The sequence below is a fragment of the Vibrio sp. ED004 genome, assembly GCF_023206395.1.
Classification (GTDB): Bacteria; Pseudomonadota; Gammaproteobacteria; order Enterobacterales; family Vibrionaceae; genus Vibrio.
In genome coordinates this window covers 139,822-156,252 of sequence record NZ_CP066150.1, presented here as the reverse complement: position 1 = coordinate 156,252, position 16,431 = coordinate 139,822, and the positions used below count along the sequence as shown (strand labels likewise).

Below are 16,431 nucleotides of genomic sequence, written 5' to 3'. Positions count from 1 at the left end.
TACGCTCCGAAGTTAATAAGTTATTAACACGGGTAAAAGCGTAGACCTAAATAACCATGTGCAGTGTGATAGATATCTTAATAATTCAATAGATTATAGTGAAAGCAATAGACTGTGATGCGAACGAAATACGGTCTTGCATGCTCAAAATTACTGTCTTGCATCTTAAAGACTAAAGACTAAAGACTAAAGAAAAAGGTTCATCGCGGCTTTCCGGGGAAAGCCGCTTTTATCTTCAAGAAGAAGTAGTCTGTATCTCGATATCCATACCCCATTCGCTTGATTAACTTTATTTTGTTGTTTATCCCTTCCAATGTGCAGGTGTTGAGCGGATAAGTTGCCGATGCAATAATACCGTGAAGATAAGGCCTCAGTTTTCGTGCAAACTCTTTCAATGGCTTAATTCCACTCTCTTGCACTTGTGCCCACCATACCTCCCAGAGCCCCTTAGCATGTGCTTCTGATTTACAGTACCAAAGCTCTTTGAGTTGTGAGCCGAGTATATAAGTGGCCATCAAGTCCTTATTGATATTCAATATTTCAGTAAGATAGCTATCTTGTCGTGCATTTAAATTACCTCTGTTTTTCAGCAGTACCCAGCGTGAGCGCTTCACCCATTGCCTCGCTTTTTTATCCTGCTTGAGTTTGTTAGCTTGGTCGACTCTGACTCTATCCATCACCTCACGACCGAACTTAGCAACAACATGGAATAAGTCGTAAACGATTTTTGCATTCGGGCAGTGCGCTTGAACTTCAAGGTCAAAAGCCGTATTCATGTCCATTGCGACCGCTTCGATATTGTTACCATGCTTGCCTAACTGCTCGAAAACGGTCGTATGTCCTGCGGCTACGACCTAACCCTATCCAAATGACTTGGTGAGTCTTAGCATCAGCGATGACTGTGGCATATCGGTGCCCTTTAAAGATGGCGAACTCGTCCATGACGAGTTGCCTTAGCCCTTCCCATTTCACTGACGGTACCACTTGGCGAAGTCGACGTTTATCTATCTCTTTAATGGTGTGCCAATGAACGCTCGTTAACTGGGAGATATGCTTAATGGGAAGAAGAGGCAGTAGTTGTTCTATATAGCTTTTTAGACGCGTCGTTATACGAGCATAAGGCTCTAACCAAGATAGAAACTCTGTTTTTATGCCGCAGTCACGACACTTGATCCTTCGAGTTTGAACGGAAAGCTCAACAGGAACATTGAACAACATGGCCTCTTTCACATGACGTCATTGATACTCATGGATAGCCTCAGCTTCAAGACCGCAAAGGCATTTAGCCTCAGAATTAGGTTTAAGAGTTAGTGTAACAAGTGATGCTGTCTGGTGAGACTTTACTATTTTAAAGCCTTCCCAGAATGAAGATAGGAAAGTATGATTCGGCATGAAAACGGTAGTTTGTGTATGATTTTTGTTTGGCGACTAAACCATATCACTTACTACCGTTTTTTTGTTTTTAGTTCCCGCTAATCCGCGATGAACCAAGAAAAAGCCCTACCGGACTCAGTGCCGATAGAGCTTATTCGAAATTGCCAACATTATGCAGCATTGAGATCAAACGTCAGTGTTTGTTCTGCTGCACATACTTCAACAGGCCAGCCATAGGATTGGTATTCAAGCGCAAGTTTGTCCGCTACTACGCGAGATACTGTTGCAGTGATCCACATGCCTTTGCCCATTACTTGATATTTAAGCGTTCTCATTTCCATAGTCATCACCGTTCTCCTTCTATATTGGCTGCGCGAAGTCTATAGCACCTCTGAGGGCTGAAATTTCGAATTAAGCTCAAATGCTTTATAAAATGGCTCACTGTTTGCGCTTGGTTCAAAACTCAATCAACTAAGGGAAAACGGTTGCGTTCTGGAAGCGAAATCACTCTTTAAGTCTCTGTATTATAATCGAATTAAAATTGACCAGAAAAACAATGTAAGAGATCTCTTACAACATTATCAGAGATCGCATTAGGTAAAAACTTCTCACTAGAAGCCAGGTTTGTGTGGCGATTGTGTGCGTTTTTGGTTGCGCTGTTGAAGCAAGATTTGTTTAGTTTTGTATATGAAAAATTCTAATTTATTTAGCGTATGGTCCTGCTTTTAAATCCAAATCACAGTTTTATATGTTGCTGTGCTTCTTTTATTCAAACCGATACGCTATTTGATTTTGGTCATTAACCTTTCGCTCATTAGTTTGCACTATCTATACGTGTTCTGTTCCACATAAACGAGATGTATAGAGGTCCTTATGACTAATCCAACCAAAACCGATCGTAAAGTCACGATCGGCAGCTATATCGCACTCGCGTTCGCGATTGTGTTCTTTTCAGGCTTAATGCAGTCCAATGAATGGTATGGAGTGTTCGATTTTACAACGCTCAACGGTTCATTCGGTAAGGTCGCTTACGATGTGAGTGAATCGGCCGATGGTATTCAAGCGGCAACGACGTCACTGCGTGGTAAAGGCGGTAGTGGTGCTCGCGACGGTTTCATTTTTGCTTTGACACTTATTCCGACCGTGATGTTTGCACTGGGTATGATCAACGTGCTTGAGCACTACGGTGCATTGGATGCGGCTCGTAAACTGCTGACACCTCTGCTTCGCCCTTTAATGGGTATTCCGGGTAACTCAGGCTTGGCACTGATCGCTTCTTTGCAAAGTACCGATGCTGGCGCAGCGATGACACGTCAGTTGAAAGATGAAGGGCATCTCACTAAGCGTGAAACCGATGTGTTCACCATGTTCCAGTTTACGGCGGGTGCGGCGATCGTTAACTTTTTCTCTTCAGGTGCGGTGCTGTTCACTCTAACCGCGATGGATGGCTCTTTAGCGGTGACATCGTCAATTGGTTTGGCTGTCGCTGTGATGTTTATCTTTAAGTTTGTCGGCGCGAACCTGTTCCGTATTTACCTCAACATTACTGAAGGCAAAGAAGACAAACCAAAATCAGACAAAGAACAAAAACTGGAAGAGGAAGTAGCATAATGAGCGAAGTTAAAGCAAAGAAACCAATGGTTACTGATATTTTCGTTGAAGGTGCTAAGAAAGGCTGGGTTATTGCGACTACCTCTACGGTACCGAATGTTCTGATGGCGTTTGTGATCATCAAGGCATTGCAGATCACCGGTGCGTTGGATTTGATGGGCAGTGTATTTGCTCCAATCATGGCGGTATTTGGTTTACCTGGCGAAGCGGCAGCAGTATTGATTGGTGCATGGATGTCGATGGGTGGCGCAGTGGGCGTGGTTATCACGCTGTTTGACCAAGGTATCTTGAACGGCAACCATATTGCTATTTTGGCACCAGCTATCTACCTGATGGGTTCTCAGGTGCAATACATGGGCCGTATCATGGGACCAATCGGAACTGAAGGTCGTTACATCCCAGTGATGATCGCGATTTCGGTATTGAACGCATTTGGCGCGATGTTCTTGATGAACATCATCCTGTAGCCTGACTTCTGAATCTTTATAAGCTTTAGAAAAAGGAAAACCCGTTTGGCTTTCACCAAACGGGTTCTGTTCTTTTTCGTAGCCATCCTGCTACTGACGTTGTTACTTATTTTTCAATAAGGTAACGCATGCTCCCTGCATCGTTCCTTGACTTGGTCAAATCCTTTAACCTATCCAATTCATCGCCGTCCTAGCGGTGTCCTTACTAACTCATCGTCCTGACAAGTGACTCTATCCTAGAGCATAACTTCCTTGCTGATAACTCATCCTAAGTCATCAAATCTTCATCCTGAAGATACCAATCCGTTAGGCTTTTTCCTGTTCCTGCCAACTCCCTGTCGACATGTGTATTAAACCCTCTAAGGGCTTTGGTCGCAATTCACCTGGGTAAATAAATATCCTCGCTAACCAAAAGAAATATGCGTGGATTCATACAAAACAAGGGCTTGGGTTTGTATTTTAGGAATTTTCTGCGAAGCTTGATTGTGATCTCTTACGTTTGATGTGAGAGATCTCTTACAAGTGTTCGGGCGTGAATATCCTTCTATGTTGACCTCACCCGTTAGTCGGCAGGTGAAACACACCCAACAAACTCTAAGTAATAGGAAAATATGATGGTAACAGCACTTTACGCAGCCTTGCTGACGGTCGTAATGATTTGGTTAGCGATTGAAGTTATTAAGCAGAGGCGAATCAATCTGGTTGCTCATGCCGATGGTGGTGTTGAGTCGTTACAGATAGCACGTTCGGCACAAAGTAACGCAATGGATTACATCCCAATCACGGTAATTTTGATGGGATTGTTAGAGATGAACGGTGCCGGTATGTGGCTGATTCATGTTATTGGTGTCGCGTTTATTTTGGGGCGTGTGATTCATGCGAAAGGTATCTTAGCGAAGAATTTCAAAGGTCGAAAAGTGGGGATGGTGTTAACGCTTATCTGCATGATCTCTTTGATTGTCCTAAACTTAGCTTACCTACCTTTTGATAAAATGTTCTAGGGAGCATTATGGCGTTGCGCCTTCCTCCTGCTTGGGCGATTGTCCTCGCAGGCTTGATACTCAACATCATGGCGATTGTCATGTCGAGCTTGGTGCTCGATAAAATTGAAGCTGAGAAAGCGGAATACAACGATCGCAAATACGGCAATGTTTACTCAATACAGCTTGCTTGGAATACAATTGAAACCCTAGAGCGCAAGCGTGAAGCGATTCTGATTCACCTTGATAAACCAGAAACGGTGCAGCCTACCTCTGTTCTCGATGAAGCTCTACGTGGACAACTTAAGCGTTGGGTGACTAGCGAAGTGCCAAGTATCTCTTTGGGTAATTTACCGAAACTGATGACACTGATAAACAGTGCCCAAGAAGCCCAACGAACTCGAATCGATGATTATTATCTGGATAACTTGACCTTGGTTGAGTTAATCCAAAGGCTTGATGAGAAAATGGCTTTCTACAAGAACGTTGCCTTGTTTCTGCAGGTATTTGGTTTGGCGCTTATCTTAGCGCGCGATCTCGCGAGAAGGCCATAGCCCTTAATCTTATTTTCCCTATTTCCCCATCTACTTGTATAGCTAGCGAGACTCACTTGGCAGGTTAGGGTGCTGTTGGCCTTGGTACTTTGGTAGTTGTTCTTTTAGCCCCTTGAACGTGCTCAGTGCACTGCCTATCGATAACTTGTTCATCAACCAATTTGGCAAGATGCCACCTGCGTTCGCATACGCGGTGTAGGTGATGTAGGTATTGCCATTAGTCAGTGGTTGCAGCGTCCAAAGTGCGTCCACATCGTAGATTCGAATGTACCCTGATTCTTTCGCTAAGTAGTTCGATGCATCCTTTATCGACAAAACAAACTGCCCATCTTCGATGCTGTATTTTGAATAGGTCACCATATCGCGATTTCTAGCAGGCCACGGTGCTTTGAACTGGGTATAGACGATGTTTTCAGTTTCAGATATCTGCATCAACACACGACTTTGCGACACATTATCGATCCAGTTTGGCACGTTTTCGCTGTCTTCCAGTAACAACAAAAAACCGGAGTAAGTGGTGGGCGTTTGCATTTGTGCTCGTATTTCGACTAAGCCTTCACTGTGTGCTCTTTTATCAATCATGATGCCATCTTCACTTTTGACGAACTGCCACGGGTTGGCATAAGTCAGTGTTGATAGGGTGCTGAGCCCGAGTACCAATATCCTAGGTAATATCATTATTCTTCCGTAAAAAGAAAAGCTTATCTGCTAGGAGTATAGAATAAAAATGGGCTTTGTACGCGTTGCCAATCGCTTTGTATTTACCTATTTTTGAAAAGCTAAAATGAAAACGGAAGCGTTCGGTCGCTTCCGTTTTTATTAATGGGCAATGGATAAGATCTGTAGGCTAGAACTTACAGCTTATAGGCTTCTACTGTTTTGATGGTGGTCCAGTTGGTGTTGGCGTCTTGGATGAACTCTTGTGTATTCTCTAGCCAGCGTTTTTGAACCGATTTGTCTAAGTTCAAATACAACTTCCCATCTTCTAACTTCCAAGCGAGAGGATCGGTTTCAAATTTCTTACCCATTGCCACTCCAAAGGCACAGTACCCGCCATATTGAGGTGCGTAAGCTTCTGGATTGGCTCGGAATTTATCTCTGTTTTCACTGCTCGCAAAGTTATAGATCGCATTCTTATAGGTCGCTGTGAATTCAGATGTGCCTTTAACTGGCCCTTCATCGGCAAAGTAAGCGACAGGGTCATAACCTTTAATCGCGAGATCATTGCTGTCGACACTCATATCAAGGTCTGCTGCCATTAACGAAAAACTGGTTCCTAGCAATGCGGCTACTAGAGTGATTTTTTGACTGGTCGATTTCATGTGTGACATATCAAGTTCCTTGTCAGTGTTGGTTATCTTGTTTGAAGTAATTTAGCCCAGTCGTCCGGTCTATAGAGGGACAAAAGAACTAAAAACTAAGCGAATCGTTCGGAGGATACATGGATCTGCTTTCACAACTAATGGAACATTTCTCGATACGCACTGGCGTTTTCTATTCAGGAAACCTGTGTGGCGTGTCGTCATTTAACGCGCAACAAGGTAAGGAGGGGCACCTTCATGTATTGAGCGCGGGGGAGTTGAGCTTGTCTAGCGCTCACACCGAACACAGGGTTTTATCGCAGCCTTGCATTGTTTATCTGCCAAACAGCACACCGCATGCGATTGAAGGCGTAGGAGAGGGTGCGGAGGTCGTGTGTGCCAACGTCGAGTATCGTTCAGGGCAGATGAACCCTTTACTGTCGGCATTGCCCGACGTGATAGTGATTCCGTTTGAGGATGCACCTAACTTAATGCCAGTGATTGAGGTGTTATCTTACGAGTCGAGTCAAGAATCGTCGGGGCAGCAGTACTTAATGGATAAGTTGAGTGACGCCTTGATGGCTTTGATTTTCCGCCACCTCATCGAACAACAGAAAATTGATAGTGGCGTTTTCTCGGCTCTTGCTCATCCACGATTGGCTTCTGTGGTGACCGCTATCCACCGATTACCTGCTCGCCATTATTCGATTGCCGAAATGGCGTCATTGGCTGCGATGTCTCGCACTCAGTTTATTGAAGCATTCAAACGAGAAGTGGGTGAGACGCCGGGTGACTATGTGCAAAAGTGGCGAGTCTCTGTGGCTCAATCTCTGTTATTGCAAAATAAGCCCATCAACTGGGTTGCTGATGAAGTGGGTTACAATAGCTATTCAGGATTCTCTCGCGCTTTTCAACATGTTGCTGGTGTATCACCGCGTCTTTGGTTACAGCAAAATGTGTCGTGAAGCACTGGGTAACCTCACTCGATTTATGGCTATTCACATCGTGCTGGTCTAAGTTTTAGCGGAAATTGTATGTAGTTTGTTCTTTTATCGGAAGAGGGTGTAAAAAGGTGGACTTTATAAGCTCATTGTAACATCCTGCCCGTCCTATTTTATCTAGACACCAATGAGACGAAGTGCCTGCTGAACATTATTCAGCCTCCCGTATCTCATTAAAGTATTAAGGAGTTCAACTTGAACCTATTTGTAAGAGACCTTACCGTTATCGATTCTTCATACATCTGTGAACGCAGAGGGGTCGTAGGAGATAGTTGGATTTTAGATGTCACCATGTCTGGTGAACTTAATGAAATGAGCATGGTACTGGATTTTAGCAAGGTCAAAAAGCAGATCAAACAGCTCGTTGATGAGCACGTTGATCACCGTTTACTGCTGCCAATGCAAAGCGCTGCGATTGTTCTTCAAGCGAGTAAAGCTGGCTACTCTAAGGTTGATGTACTGCGCGGTGACAAGAGCCTTCACCTACATTGCCCTGATGAAGCTTATTGCTTAATTGAAGCTGAAGCGATCACCATCGAGAGCGTAACTGCTCATGTCTATGGCATTCTTCGCAATAACCTACCAAGCAACGTTACTGGGTTAGAAATCACCCTTCGCCATGAAAACATTAATGGCGCGTTCTACCATTATACCCATGGTTTGAAAAAGCATGATGGCAACTGCCAACGCATCGCCCATGGCCACCGTTCTCCAGTCGAAATTGTGGTTGATGGCCAGCGTGACGAACAACGCGAGCAGGCGTTTGCTCAGCGCTGGGAAGACATTTACTTGGGCTCTAAAGAAGACCAAGTTTCGGTTTCTTCACTGAATCTGAGTGAACACGCGAACAGTGTTAATGATGAAAGTCACTATGGCTTCCGCTACACAGCGCCACAAGGCGAATTTGAACTAGCGATTGCCAAGAGTGAAACGGAAATCTTACCAACGGATACCACGGTAGAGTTACTTGCAGGCTATATTGCGGACCAAGTTGAACCGAGCCTAGCAGAGAACCAATCACTACAAATCGTCGCTTATGAAGGTGTTGGCAAGGGCGCAATGGCGTTCCGATAATACTTCAACGAGTGACCTCGTCTCTCTACTGACATGATGAAATAAAGGCAAGATAACTGGGTTATCTTGCCTTTATTTTTTGTCGCTCTTTAAAACTGATTTAACCGACAGTTTTAGGTGAAAATACTAACGAAGCAGTAAGCGTCGTAGTGGTGTTTTTTCGATACCAACGACCAAAGCGAAGCTCAGCAATACGGTGCCAAAAAATACCGTAATGTCTTTTGCTAGTTCTGTAATGCCGAAGATTCCACAGACATTGAAGAGCAAGATAATGATCAGTAAGTGGCAAACGTAGATACCTAGCATGCGATTAGAAATGGCACGAACCCAAGCGTAGTTACCCATATTTGGGTTAGCTAAGAGCCACATGAAAACACCAATCCCCCACAAAGCTGTACCAAACAAGAAATCGTGAATATTAAAGGCGATATCAAATTGGCTTAACCATGCTGCTTCTGAAAAGTGAATGATCATTCCTACTGCGAGTAAGCCCAACGCTTTTGCTGATGATAGTTGCCATTGGTGTTGGCGAATCAGAAAACCAGCGGTAACGAGCAAAGTGCTAAAGAACGGACCATTACGCGTGAAGAAGGGGGCTTCTAATCCGGTTAGTGTTGCGTAGCTTCCTGCCAAAACACCATAGCCATACAGCGCAATAGCGAGCGGCAATAGAAGCTTGTTGAGCTTCATTTCAACCAATAGAGCTATGATCAACACAGCACACACCAGAGCTGGAATGAACCATAAATGCACCAAACCGCCCTCTAAGAAAGAGTTAAGTGGCGTGTTCATTAAGAAACCCCAATAGCCTTCGCGCTCACCTAGATAGCCAAACTCTTCTACCTTCGCGAGGTTGAACGGCATCATTAAGCAAATGATGCTCCATGCCAACCAAACTTTAAGCAGTGGTTTCGAGTAATTAATGACGGTTTCCCACGGGGATGCAATCAGCTTGGGCTGAATAAGATAACCGGAAATTAAGAAGAAAAGAGGAACCGCAAAACGGGCAGTTTGATTGAGCACATAACCGATCCAAGGCACTTCATCTATTTGCCAATAAGTGAGCGCCATTTGGCCGTGTAAACCAATGATCGCCAAGATAGCAATCACTCGGCCTAATTCGATACTAGCGATGTGTTGTGAAGGCGTATGTTGAACGGAAGACATATCAGATCTCTTAGTAAAATTTTTACGAAATCTAGCAGTCTTTATGCCCAACCAGTTAGTCCTAAATCAAGGCTTATGACCTTTGTTTTAAGGCTTGTGTCGGTTTTTTGAAGCCTGTCGCAGCTATATTAAATCCATTGCAGTAAGTACAAAAATACCGAGTGTACAAGTGGTAAGAGAAACAACAGTGGTAAGCGCGATGATGTTAGCTGCCAGTGTTGAGTTTCCTCCCATCGCACGAGCCATAACGTAGCTTGCTGCCGCTGTTGGTGCCGCGCTCATTAAGAAGATTAGCCCGAGATCGAGCCCTTCAAACCCTAAGCATCCAGCAGCCAGTGTAATCAGTAACGGTGAGGCAATTAACTTGTAGCTAGAGGCGAACCACGTCGACAATTTTTCTTGTTTGAGTGAGCTGATATCTAGTGACCCGCCGGTACACAGCAGAGCCAAAGGCAACGTCATGTTGGCAAAGTATTGACCAGCGTCAGTCACCATTTTGGGGATAGGAATCGAAAGTGCATAGAAGACGACCGCTAAGAAAATAGCGATGATCAATGGGTTCCTGGTAATCGACTTAGCGATTACTTTGATCGCTTTCGCGCCTGTGTCTTCCCCTTTTGGTGTCAGTGCAATTACGGCTTGAATGTTGTACAGCACGGTTAGGGATGCGACATAGATAGCCGCCAATGCCACGCCTTGGTTGCCATAGATATTAGCCACATAGGCGAGGCCGATGATCGCAGTATTAGCGCGAAACCCACCTTGGACAATCACACCTTGATCTTTCGAACCTTTGAATACCAACTTGGTTGAGAAAATCGTGAACAAGAAAAAGGCAAAGTTAGCGATGACGCCAAAGGCAACTAAAGCGCTACTGGCTGAAAAGTTGTGATTCGATTGAACAATACTTAGGAATAGCATCGCGGGTAGGGTGACTTGAAATACGACCTTAGATGCGACATCAATGAAATTGTCATTGATTAAGCCGATTCGCTTGAGCATCACACCAAGAAACAGCATTAAACAGATAGGGCCTGTTACTGACGCCGAAAACGCAAACTGTTCCCAAAGTGTGTTCATTCTTCTTCCTTTGTTAGTCGATTTCAATTTCCTTTGAATACTGTCGCATTTTTCCACAGTTATCAGGGCATGTGGACCTTTCGAGCTGATTTTTGCAGCGAATTGCTGGGTATGTCTACAAGGCAGAGGCTTTGATGTGTAGCTAGCCTACATGAAAGGCCGATAACGCAGTAGAAATGACCAGCAAACGCTGCCCGAAGGGTTCGGCTAAAAGCGTTTTACTCTTTGTTGAGGGGGATTTGCTTAGAATGACTAGGCTACTTCCCCCTCGCCGCGATTAAAACGCTTTTATCTCGAACAAAATTTTACCACGAAAGGTCAACACGCCCTAGATAAGACAAAATGAATACCAAGGGTTAAGTAAAAAATCTTGAAAAAAAGAACGAACGTGCTAAAAATAATGTATCAGATTTATCATTGGTGAATAATGAGCAAAGGAAAGATAACCAAAGAGTATATTTTGAGCCACGCATTCGCGCTTGCGAGTGAAAATGGGCTTGAGAGTTTGACGATTGGTGAGTTAGCCAAGCAATGCGGCATGTCGAAGAGTGGCTTGTTTGCTCACTTCAACTCTAAAGAGAACTTGCAACTCTCTGTACTTGAATATTCCAACGCCATATTCACTGAAAGAGTCATTATTCCCGCAAGAGAGCTGGGAGATGGTGATATTGAAGCGAAATTAAAACAGCTGCTCGACAATTGGTTGGGTTGGAATCACTCATTCCAAGGCAGTTGCATGTTTATTGATGCATGGAAAGATGCAGGCAGCGAAACCTCTGTGATCCAAAAGTCACTGCAGAAAACTATTTCAGTGTGGATTGATTACTTGACCATTCAGGTAACGAAAGCAGTTGAGAGCAAGCAGTTCAGAGCTGATTTAGATCCTAAACAAGCCACCTTCGAGTTATACGGTCTCTATTTGAGTGCAAACCTGTTCTACTCATTGCGAGGCCAACAAGCGAGCCATACCCATTTTTGGAGTGGTGTAGAGCGCTTAATTGCCAGCTGGAAAGTAGTTTAAGCGTATCTAAGAGCAATTTTGAGAGAAATGGTGGTCTGCAGTAGCATCATTTTTTATATCAACAAATAGCACGGTCGTTCGATTTTTAGGGCCGAGCGCTATCCGCCATAGTTAATGGCGATACAAGGAACGGTCATGAGTGACAAAATTTACTTTAATACATCGAACAAGTTCAGCTTCAAGCGTAGCCTAATTGGTGCAACCACCAATCTGCACTACATTTTAGCGCCGAGTCATGCGAAGAAGACTGCGCGCAAATTACTGCTGACTCCAATGCGTACTGAGCAAAAAAATGCCGATCCCCAAGGACTTATCAAGGGTGAAATCAAAGGCCGCGATGGGGTTTTAAAAACCTATTCTTTGGGCACGGGTCCAGTTTGGATTCTGACTCATGGTTGGTCTGGTACCGCGAGTCAGTTTTTCCCTTTAATGGAGCATATTGCCGCGAAAGGCTTTACTGCTCTGGCTTACGACCATCCGGCTCATGGTGGCAGTGATGGTGTACATGGCCATATCCCAGCGTTTGTGAATGGCCTTGAAGCTATTCTCGATTCGGTGGGTGAAGTGGCAGGTTTGGTCGGTCACAGCATGGGTACAGCTTCCGCGTTGGAATGTAAGCACATTAAATTAGAAAACAAGCCATTATTGCTGATTGCACCTGTACTTGATTATCTAGAAAACCTTTTCGGCAGCGTTGCGCGTTCTGGTTACTCGATGAAACTGTTTGAGGCCGTAGTTGGGGAAGTCGAAGAGCAGTTTAACTACCCAATTCAATCTGTTGATCCCTATGGCAAGCTAGCACTTCGTGAGTCTCAAACGATCATTGTTCATGATGAACAAGATAAGTTTACTAAGTTTGATGTGTCTCAGCGTGCGGCGAATGAAATGGGTCGCGTTACCTTGATTGCCACTCAAGGCCAAGGCCACGGCCGAGTGATGAAGTGCCCACAAGTATTCGAGAGTTTTGATAACTTAATTGGCTAAGTCCAACGATCGCAAGTCAGAAGGATGCCAGTAAAAAAATCGTAAGCTCAAAGCTCAGAAAATATAAATAAAAAGGCCAACCAGACATTATCTGGTTGGCCTTTGCTTTTAGGTGTTTAGTTGATTCTTAGCTAGTGTTTAACTAAATGCTATTTTTTAGTTAGCACAGTTTGCTGGGCCGATCTCTTTCCACACGCCCCATTGACCTGTTGTTGTTGGATCTTCGCCTGTTGTCCACCATTTCGCTTCCCAAACCTTACCAACTTGAGTCACTTGATCGCCGCCAGTGTAGATTGCACTTGAATCCCAAGCGTTAGTACACGTACCGCCACCTGTGGTTTTCTTAAGAACTTTCACTGAAGTAACGGCTACCGATGTATCAGTGCCATCGCTAACGGTTACAGAGAAGTTCAGTACTGTGTCTTGCGTGTATTCCGCTGCGACAAAGCTCACTGAAGAACCTTGAACCGTTGCATCAATACCAGCAGGTACATCCCAAGCGAAGGTTAATGTGTCTTGATCCGCATCGCTAGACGCTGACGCATCAACCACAACAACGTCACCCGCATTGACTTCAGCCGGAGCCGTAACCACTGCTATCGGAGCTGTGTTAACTGGTCCTGTGTCTTTAGGATTTACTGTTACAACAACCGTGTCTGTTGACGTTGCGCCTTCGTTGTCTGTTACGGTTAGGCTGAATGTTAGAGTCTCTTGTTGTGCGACTTCCACAACATCGAAGCTTGCAATAGACGCATTAGCATTAGCCAGTGTTACGGCTGGACCGCTCACTTGTGACCAAGCGTAGCTAGCGATTGTACCGTCACTGTCTTTTGAAGTGCTGCCATCTAGAGAAACAGAAGCTGGACCTTCAACTGATTGATCGGCACCTGCAGCAGCCGTTGGTTTACGGTTGACAGGATCTGTCGTACCGCCCGCAAGACCTTCATGCATCGCATTCAGGATGTCGCCGTTGTCTGCATCAATTTCCCAAGAGAATAGACCCGCAAGGCCAAGGCTACGCACGTACGCGCCTTTTGCTTTAACTGAGCGGTCATCATCAAACGTGATCAGCTGACCAGAAGTACGGTTCCAAACGTATGGCGCTTCTGCCATTTCGTCGTAGCCATATTCGAAGCCGTTGATGCCTTGGTTGTTCGCTCCAAGCATGTTCGCCTTAATGCCCTTGTAGTCGATAACGCCATCTTCCCAAACACCTTGTGCAGAACTGCCTTTCAGTTTGCCGTTACCAATGCCTGTCATTGGGTCGCTAGGATCGGTGAGTGATGAAGGTAATACGCCTTCCCAACCACGACCGTACATCGCGGTACCTACTACAAGTTTGTTCGCTGGAACGCCTTGCTCAAGCAGCAATTGGATGCCGTTGTCTGTGGTGTAAGCTGAGCCAGTGTATGGTTCGCCATTTTCATCAAGCCCTGTACCGTCACATTGACCAGGACGCATGAAGTTACCGCAGTTCAGTGCTGTTTGGTGACCTAACACGTTGTTCCAACCGCCGTAGAAGTCGTAAGTCATTGCGAATATGTAATCCATGTACTGGATAGCATCACCGTAGTTCACGTCTTCAATTTTATCGTGACCGACACCAATCGCAGAAGTCAGCTCGTAAGTACGACCGTTTTCAGCTTCTAGCTCATCTAACATCACGCGCAGCTCTGCCATCAGTGCAATGTAAGCAGGGCCATCATTTACAGGGTCACCAAGGTCGGGAGCTGCACCGCCTCCACCAGGGAATTCCCAATCGATATCCACACCGTCGTAGAATTTCCATGTGTTGAGGAATTTCTTAACCGATGCAACGAACGTGTCGCGGTTCGCTTTTGTAGTGAAATCGAAGAACGGGTCAGACAATGTCCAACCACCAATTGATGGGATGATTTTCAAGTCTGGATTGCGCTGTTTAAGCGCCATCATCATCGCGTAGTTACCCTTGATTGGTGAGCTGTATTCGTGACCGGCTTGAGGGAAACTCTTCTGGAAAGCCGCCCAAGGGTCATGAATCACTACTTCGTAATCGTTAACACCTTGACAAGCTGTCATGAGTGCGTTGTAGCTGTTACCACCTACTGATTTTACGGATTCGTTCGGACCACAAATCGGGATGAAGCCATAAAGGATATGGGTCAAGTTGTCAGCGGGCAGGTTATCAACGGTGTAATCACGGCCGTAAATACCCCACTCAACAAAGTAAGTACCTACTACCGTGTTAGGGTCTGTATTGTATGACTTGTTGTTTGGAGCTACGTTCATCGCAAGTGGCGCTAAGTGTGAGCCGTCAGTATCAGCGATTGTGATCTGAGCTGGTGCGCTCTTGCTACAACCTGTTTCGTCACATGCTTCAATTTCCATCTCAAATAAGCCACCTTGGCCGTATTCGAATGAAGCCGTGGTTTGGCTACCAGTGATTGGGCCTGTTGCCACTTTAACGCCATCAAAGTAGATGTTGTACGTGTTTCCTGACGTACCGCTCCATTGGTTAAATTTAACGTCGACCTTTGCTTTGTCGTGATATTTCACCATCTGGTTGTAGCCAGAAGTGGTTTCCATCGCGAGTTCAATTTTAGAAAATTGCAGGTTGTTGGAACCATACATGTCAATGCTAGGTGCGGTTGGAGCAGCTAATGCTGTACCAGATAGCGCTAGAGCGATACTCGCAGCACAGGTATTTATACGAATCATACTATTTCTCTCATTCCTTGAAGGTTACGAGAACCAAATGGCCCCATAAACGGCTCCAATCAGTTTTGAAGGAGCTTCCCAGTCAGTATTCGAGAGAGTTTTAATTTCATAACTGAAAATAAATTCGTTTTCGATGGACAACTAAAAAATTGTATCTTGTTACAATTTTGTTGCTTAATGAATGAGAGACTGAGTCCATGTTTTATAAAATAAAATCCTCTTTAGTAGGAAAATCTCATAAGTGAAAATTCACGACATGAAGTTATGGAAAGGTGCGACAAACTATAAGAAAATATGGTGAATTGAAGCGGTGTCACAAAGTGAAGTCTGTTGGGCGAGAAGAACAGAACGACGATTAAAGCTGATGAATAATGTTGCTCAGAGTAAAGAGAGAGGGCTATCTTTTGAATTGCTCGGCTAACGAAGCGCGTCGTTGTTGCATGATACTATGGGTATCACCAGTTGCAGTATCTTCGTAGCCTTCTTTAACAAACTGCTGAGATGGTACGCTTGGTTCTAGTCGCTTCAAGCGAGGCGAGTCGTAGGTGCCACTGATGGTGTAAACGGTGGTTCCAGAGCCTGTGTTGATCGTGACAATCTTACCGTCAAAATCAAATGAGGTAGTGATAAGACGATGATTCATCATCACACCTTTCTCTGAAAGCGTTAGGATATCGGTGTTGTAAGGTGGAGCTGCAATCTCTATCCATGTGCCATAGACGTTGCTTGGACTGACAGATTTCTGGTGGGCTTGGTAAGCAAAATAGCCAGCGGTAAGGGCAATTATAAAGCCAGCTAATAGGAAGCCGTAGAGTAACGAGGCGGCAAATAGATCTCTGCTTTTAGTCGGCTTTTTTGCCATTATCTCTTCATTTATCGACTGATATTGCTTTTGATTCTATTAACTAAAACCTTAGTTTGCAAAAGTTGTTATAAGAGTTAGAAGCAGGATCGAATGTTCTAATAAATTAGGTTGCGTTAGTGTTTTTAATCTTGCTCCCCAGTATTTGCGTTATCAATGAAAGTGAATTCCAGAAATGCTTAAGCTAGGCGTATTTATTTCTTGTAGGAGCGTCTCGAATTGGTTAAAACAATTATCACCTAAATTTACGCACAGGCT

Annotated in this window: 15 protein-coding genes and 1 pseudogene; 8 read left to right on the top strand and 8 right to left on the bottom strand. The window is 44.6% G+C overall.

Annotated elements, in window-relative coordinates; translation table 11 throughout:
* Positions 1–200: 200 nt before the first annotated feature.
* Positions 201–1,392: pseudogene (locus ITG10_RS18240) on the bottom strand (ISL3 family transposase).
* A gap of 152 nt (positions 1,393–1,544) precedes the next feature.
* Complete coding sequence (locus ITG10_RS18235) at positions 1,545–1,721, bottom strand: hypothetical protein (protein ID WP_017061524.1); 177 nt, start codon at positions 1,719–1,721, stop codon at positions 1,545–1,547.
* A gap of 526 nt (positions 1,722–2,247) precedes the next feature.
* Between ITG10_RS18235 and ITG10_RS18230 the strand changes: the two genes are divergently transcribed.
* From ITG10_RS18230 to ITG10_RS18215, 4 genes are all read left to right on the top strand, one after another.
* A complete protein-coding gene (locus ITG10_RS18230) occupies positions 2,248–2,985 on the top strand; it encodes a nucleoside recognition domain-containing protein (RefSeq protein WP_017632374.1) in 738 nt (245 codons plus the stop codon).
* The gene (locus ITG10_RS18225; protein WP_004737023.1) at positions 2,985–3,452 is read left to right on the top strand and encodes a YjiG family protein; all 468 of its coding nucleotides are present in this window, start codon (positions 2,985–2,987) and stop codon (positions 3,450–3,452) included. The genes ITG10_RS18230 and ITG10_RS18225 overlap by 1 nt, the downstream gene beginning before the upstream one ends.
* 614 nt (positions 3,453–4,066) lie before the next feature.
* Positions 4,067–4,453 (top strand): MAPEG family protein, encoded by a 387-nt coding sequence (locus ITG10_RS18220; protein WP_017632375.1) that lies wholly within the window; start codon positions 4,067–4,069, stop codon positions 4,451–4,453.
* A gap of 8 nt (positions 4,454–4,461) precedes the next feature.
* A complete protein-coding gene (locus ITG10_RS18215; protein WP_017632376.1) occupies positions 4,462–4,986 on the top strand; it encodes a hypothetical protein in 525 nt (174 codons plus the stop codon).
* A 42-nt stretch (positions 4,987–5,028) separates the two neighbouring features.
* Here the strand turns inward: ITG10_RS18215 and ITG10_RS18210 are convergent, their stop codons facing one another.
* Together ITG10_RS18210 and ITG10_RS18205 are read right to left on the bottom strand one after the other, a co-directional pair.
* Entirely contained in the window at positions 5,029–5,664 is a 636-nt protein-coding gene (locus ITG10_RS18210; RefSeq protein ID WP_026084394.1) for an START domain-containing protein, read from the bottom strand.
* Positions 5,665–5,840: 176 nt separating this feature from the next.
* Positions 5,841–6,317: a YHS domain-containing (seleno)protein gene (locus ITG10_RS18205; protein ID WP_017632378.1), complete on the bottom strand. Its 477-nt coding sequence runs from the start codon at positions 6,315–6,317 to the stop codon at positions 5,841–5,843.
* A 110-nt stretch (positions 6,318–6,427) separates the two neighbouring features.
* On the opposite strand from ITG10_RS18205, the gene ITG10_RS18200 reads away from it, so the two are divergent.
* Positions 6,428–7,252, top strand: a complete 825-nt coding sequence (locus ITG10_RS18200; protein ID WP_017632379.1) for an AraC family transcriptional regulator — start codon at positions 6,428–6,430, stop codon at positions 7,250–7,252.
* Positions 7,253–7,483: 231 nt separating this feature from the next.
* Complete coding sequence (locus tag ITG10_RS18195; RefSeq protein ID WP_026084395.1) at positions 7,484–8,362, top strand: 6-carboxytetrahydropterin synthase; 879 nt, start codon at positions 7,484–7,486, stop codon at positions 8,360–8,362.
* A 126-nt stretch (positions 8,363–8,488) separates the two neighbouring features.
* Here ITG10_RS18195 and ITG10_RS18190 read toward each other — a convergent pair whose 3' ends face one another.
* On the bottom strand, positions 8,489–9,529 hold the full coding sequence (locus ITG10_RS18190; protein WP_017632381.1) for an acyltransferase family protein: 1,041 nt from the start codon (positions 9,527–9,529) through the stop codon (positions 8,489–8,491).
* A gap of 123 nt (positions 9,530–9,652) precedes the next feature.
* Positions 9,653–10,609, bottom strand: coding sequence for an AEC family transporter (locus ITG10_RS18185; RefSeq protein ID WP_017632382.1), 957 nt, complete (start codon positions 10,607–10,609; stop codon positions 9,653–9,655).
* Positions 10,610–11,036: 427 nt separating this feature from the next.
* Between ITG10_RS18185 and ITG10_RS18180 the strand changes: the two genes are divergently transcribed.
* Both ITG10_RS18180 and ITG10_RS18175 read left to right on the top strand, forming a co-directional pair.
* Complete coding sequence (locus ITG10_RS18180; RefSeq protein ID WP_017632383.1) at positions 11,037–11,630, top strand: TetR/AcrR family transcriptional regulator; 594 nt, start codon at positions 11,037–11,039, stop codon at positions 11,628–11,630.
* 135 nt (positions 11,631–11,765) lie between these two features.
* Complete coding sequence (locus tag ITG10_RS18175; RefSeq protein WP_017632384.1) at positions 11,766–12,614, top strand: alpha/beta hydrolase; 849 nt, start codon at positions 11,766–11,768, stop codon at positions 12,612–12,614.
* A 156-nt stretch (positions 12,615–12,770) separates the two neighbouring features.
* Here the strand turns inward: ITG10_RS18175 and ITG10_RS18170 are convergent, their stop codons facing one another.
* Both ITG10_RS18170 and ITG10_RS18165 read right to left on the bottom strand, forming a co-directional pair.
* Positions 12,771–15,311 (bottom strand): glycosyl hydrolase family 18 protein, encoded by a 2,541-nt coding sequence (locus tag ITG10_RS18170; RefSeq protein ID WP_017632385.1) that lies wholly within the window; start codon positions 15,309–15,311, stop codon positions 12,771–12,773.
* Between the two features lie 397 nt (positions 15,312–15,708).
* On the bottom strand, positions 15,709–16,173 hold the full coding sequence (locus ITG10_RS18165; protein ID WP_017632386.1) for a DUF2850 domain-containing protein: 465 nt from the start codon (positions 16,171–16,173) through the stop codon (positions 15,709–15,711).
* Between the last annotated feature and the right edge of the window lie 258 nt (positions 16,174–16,431).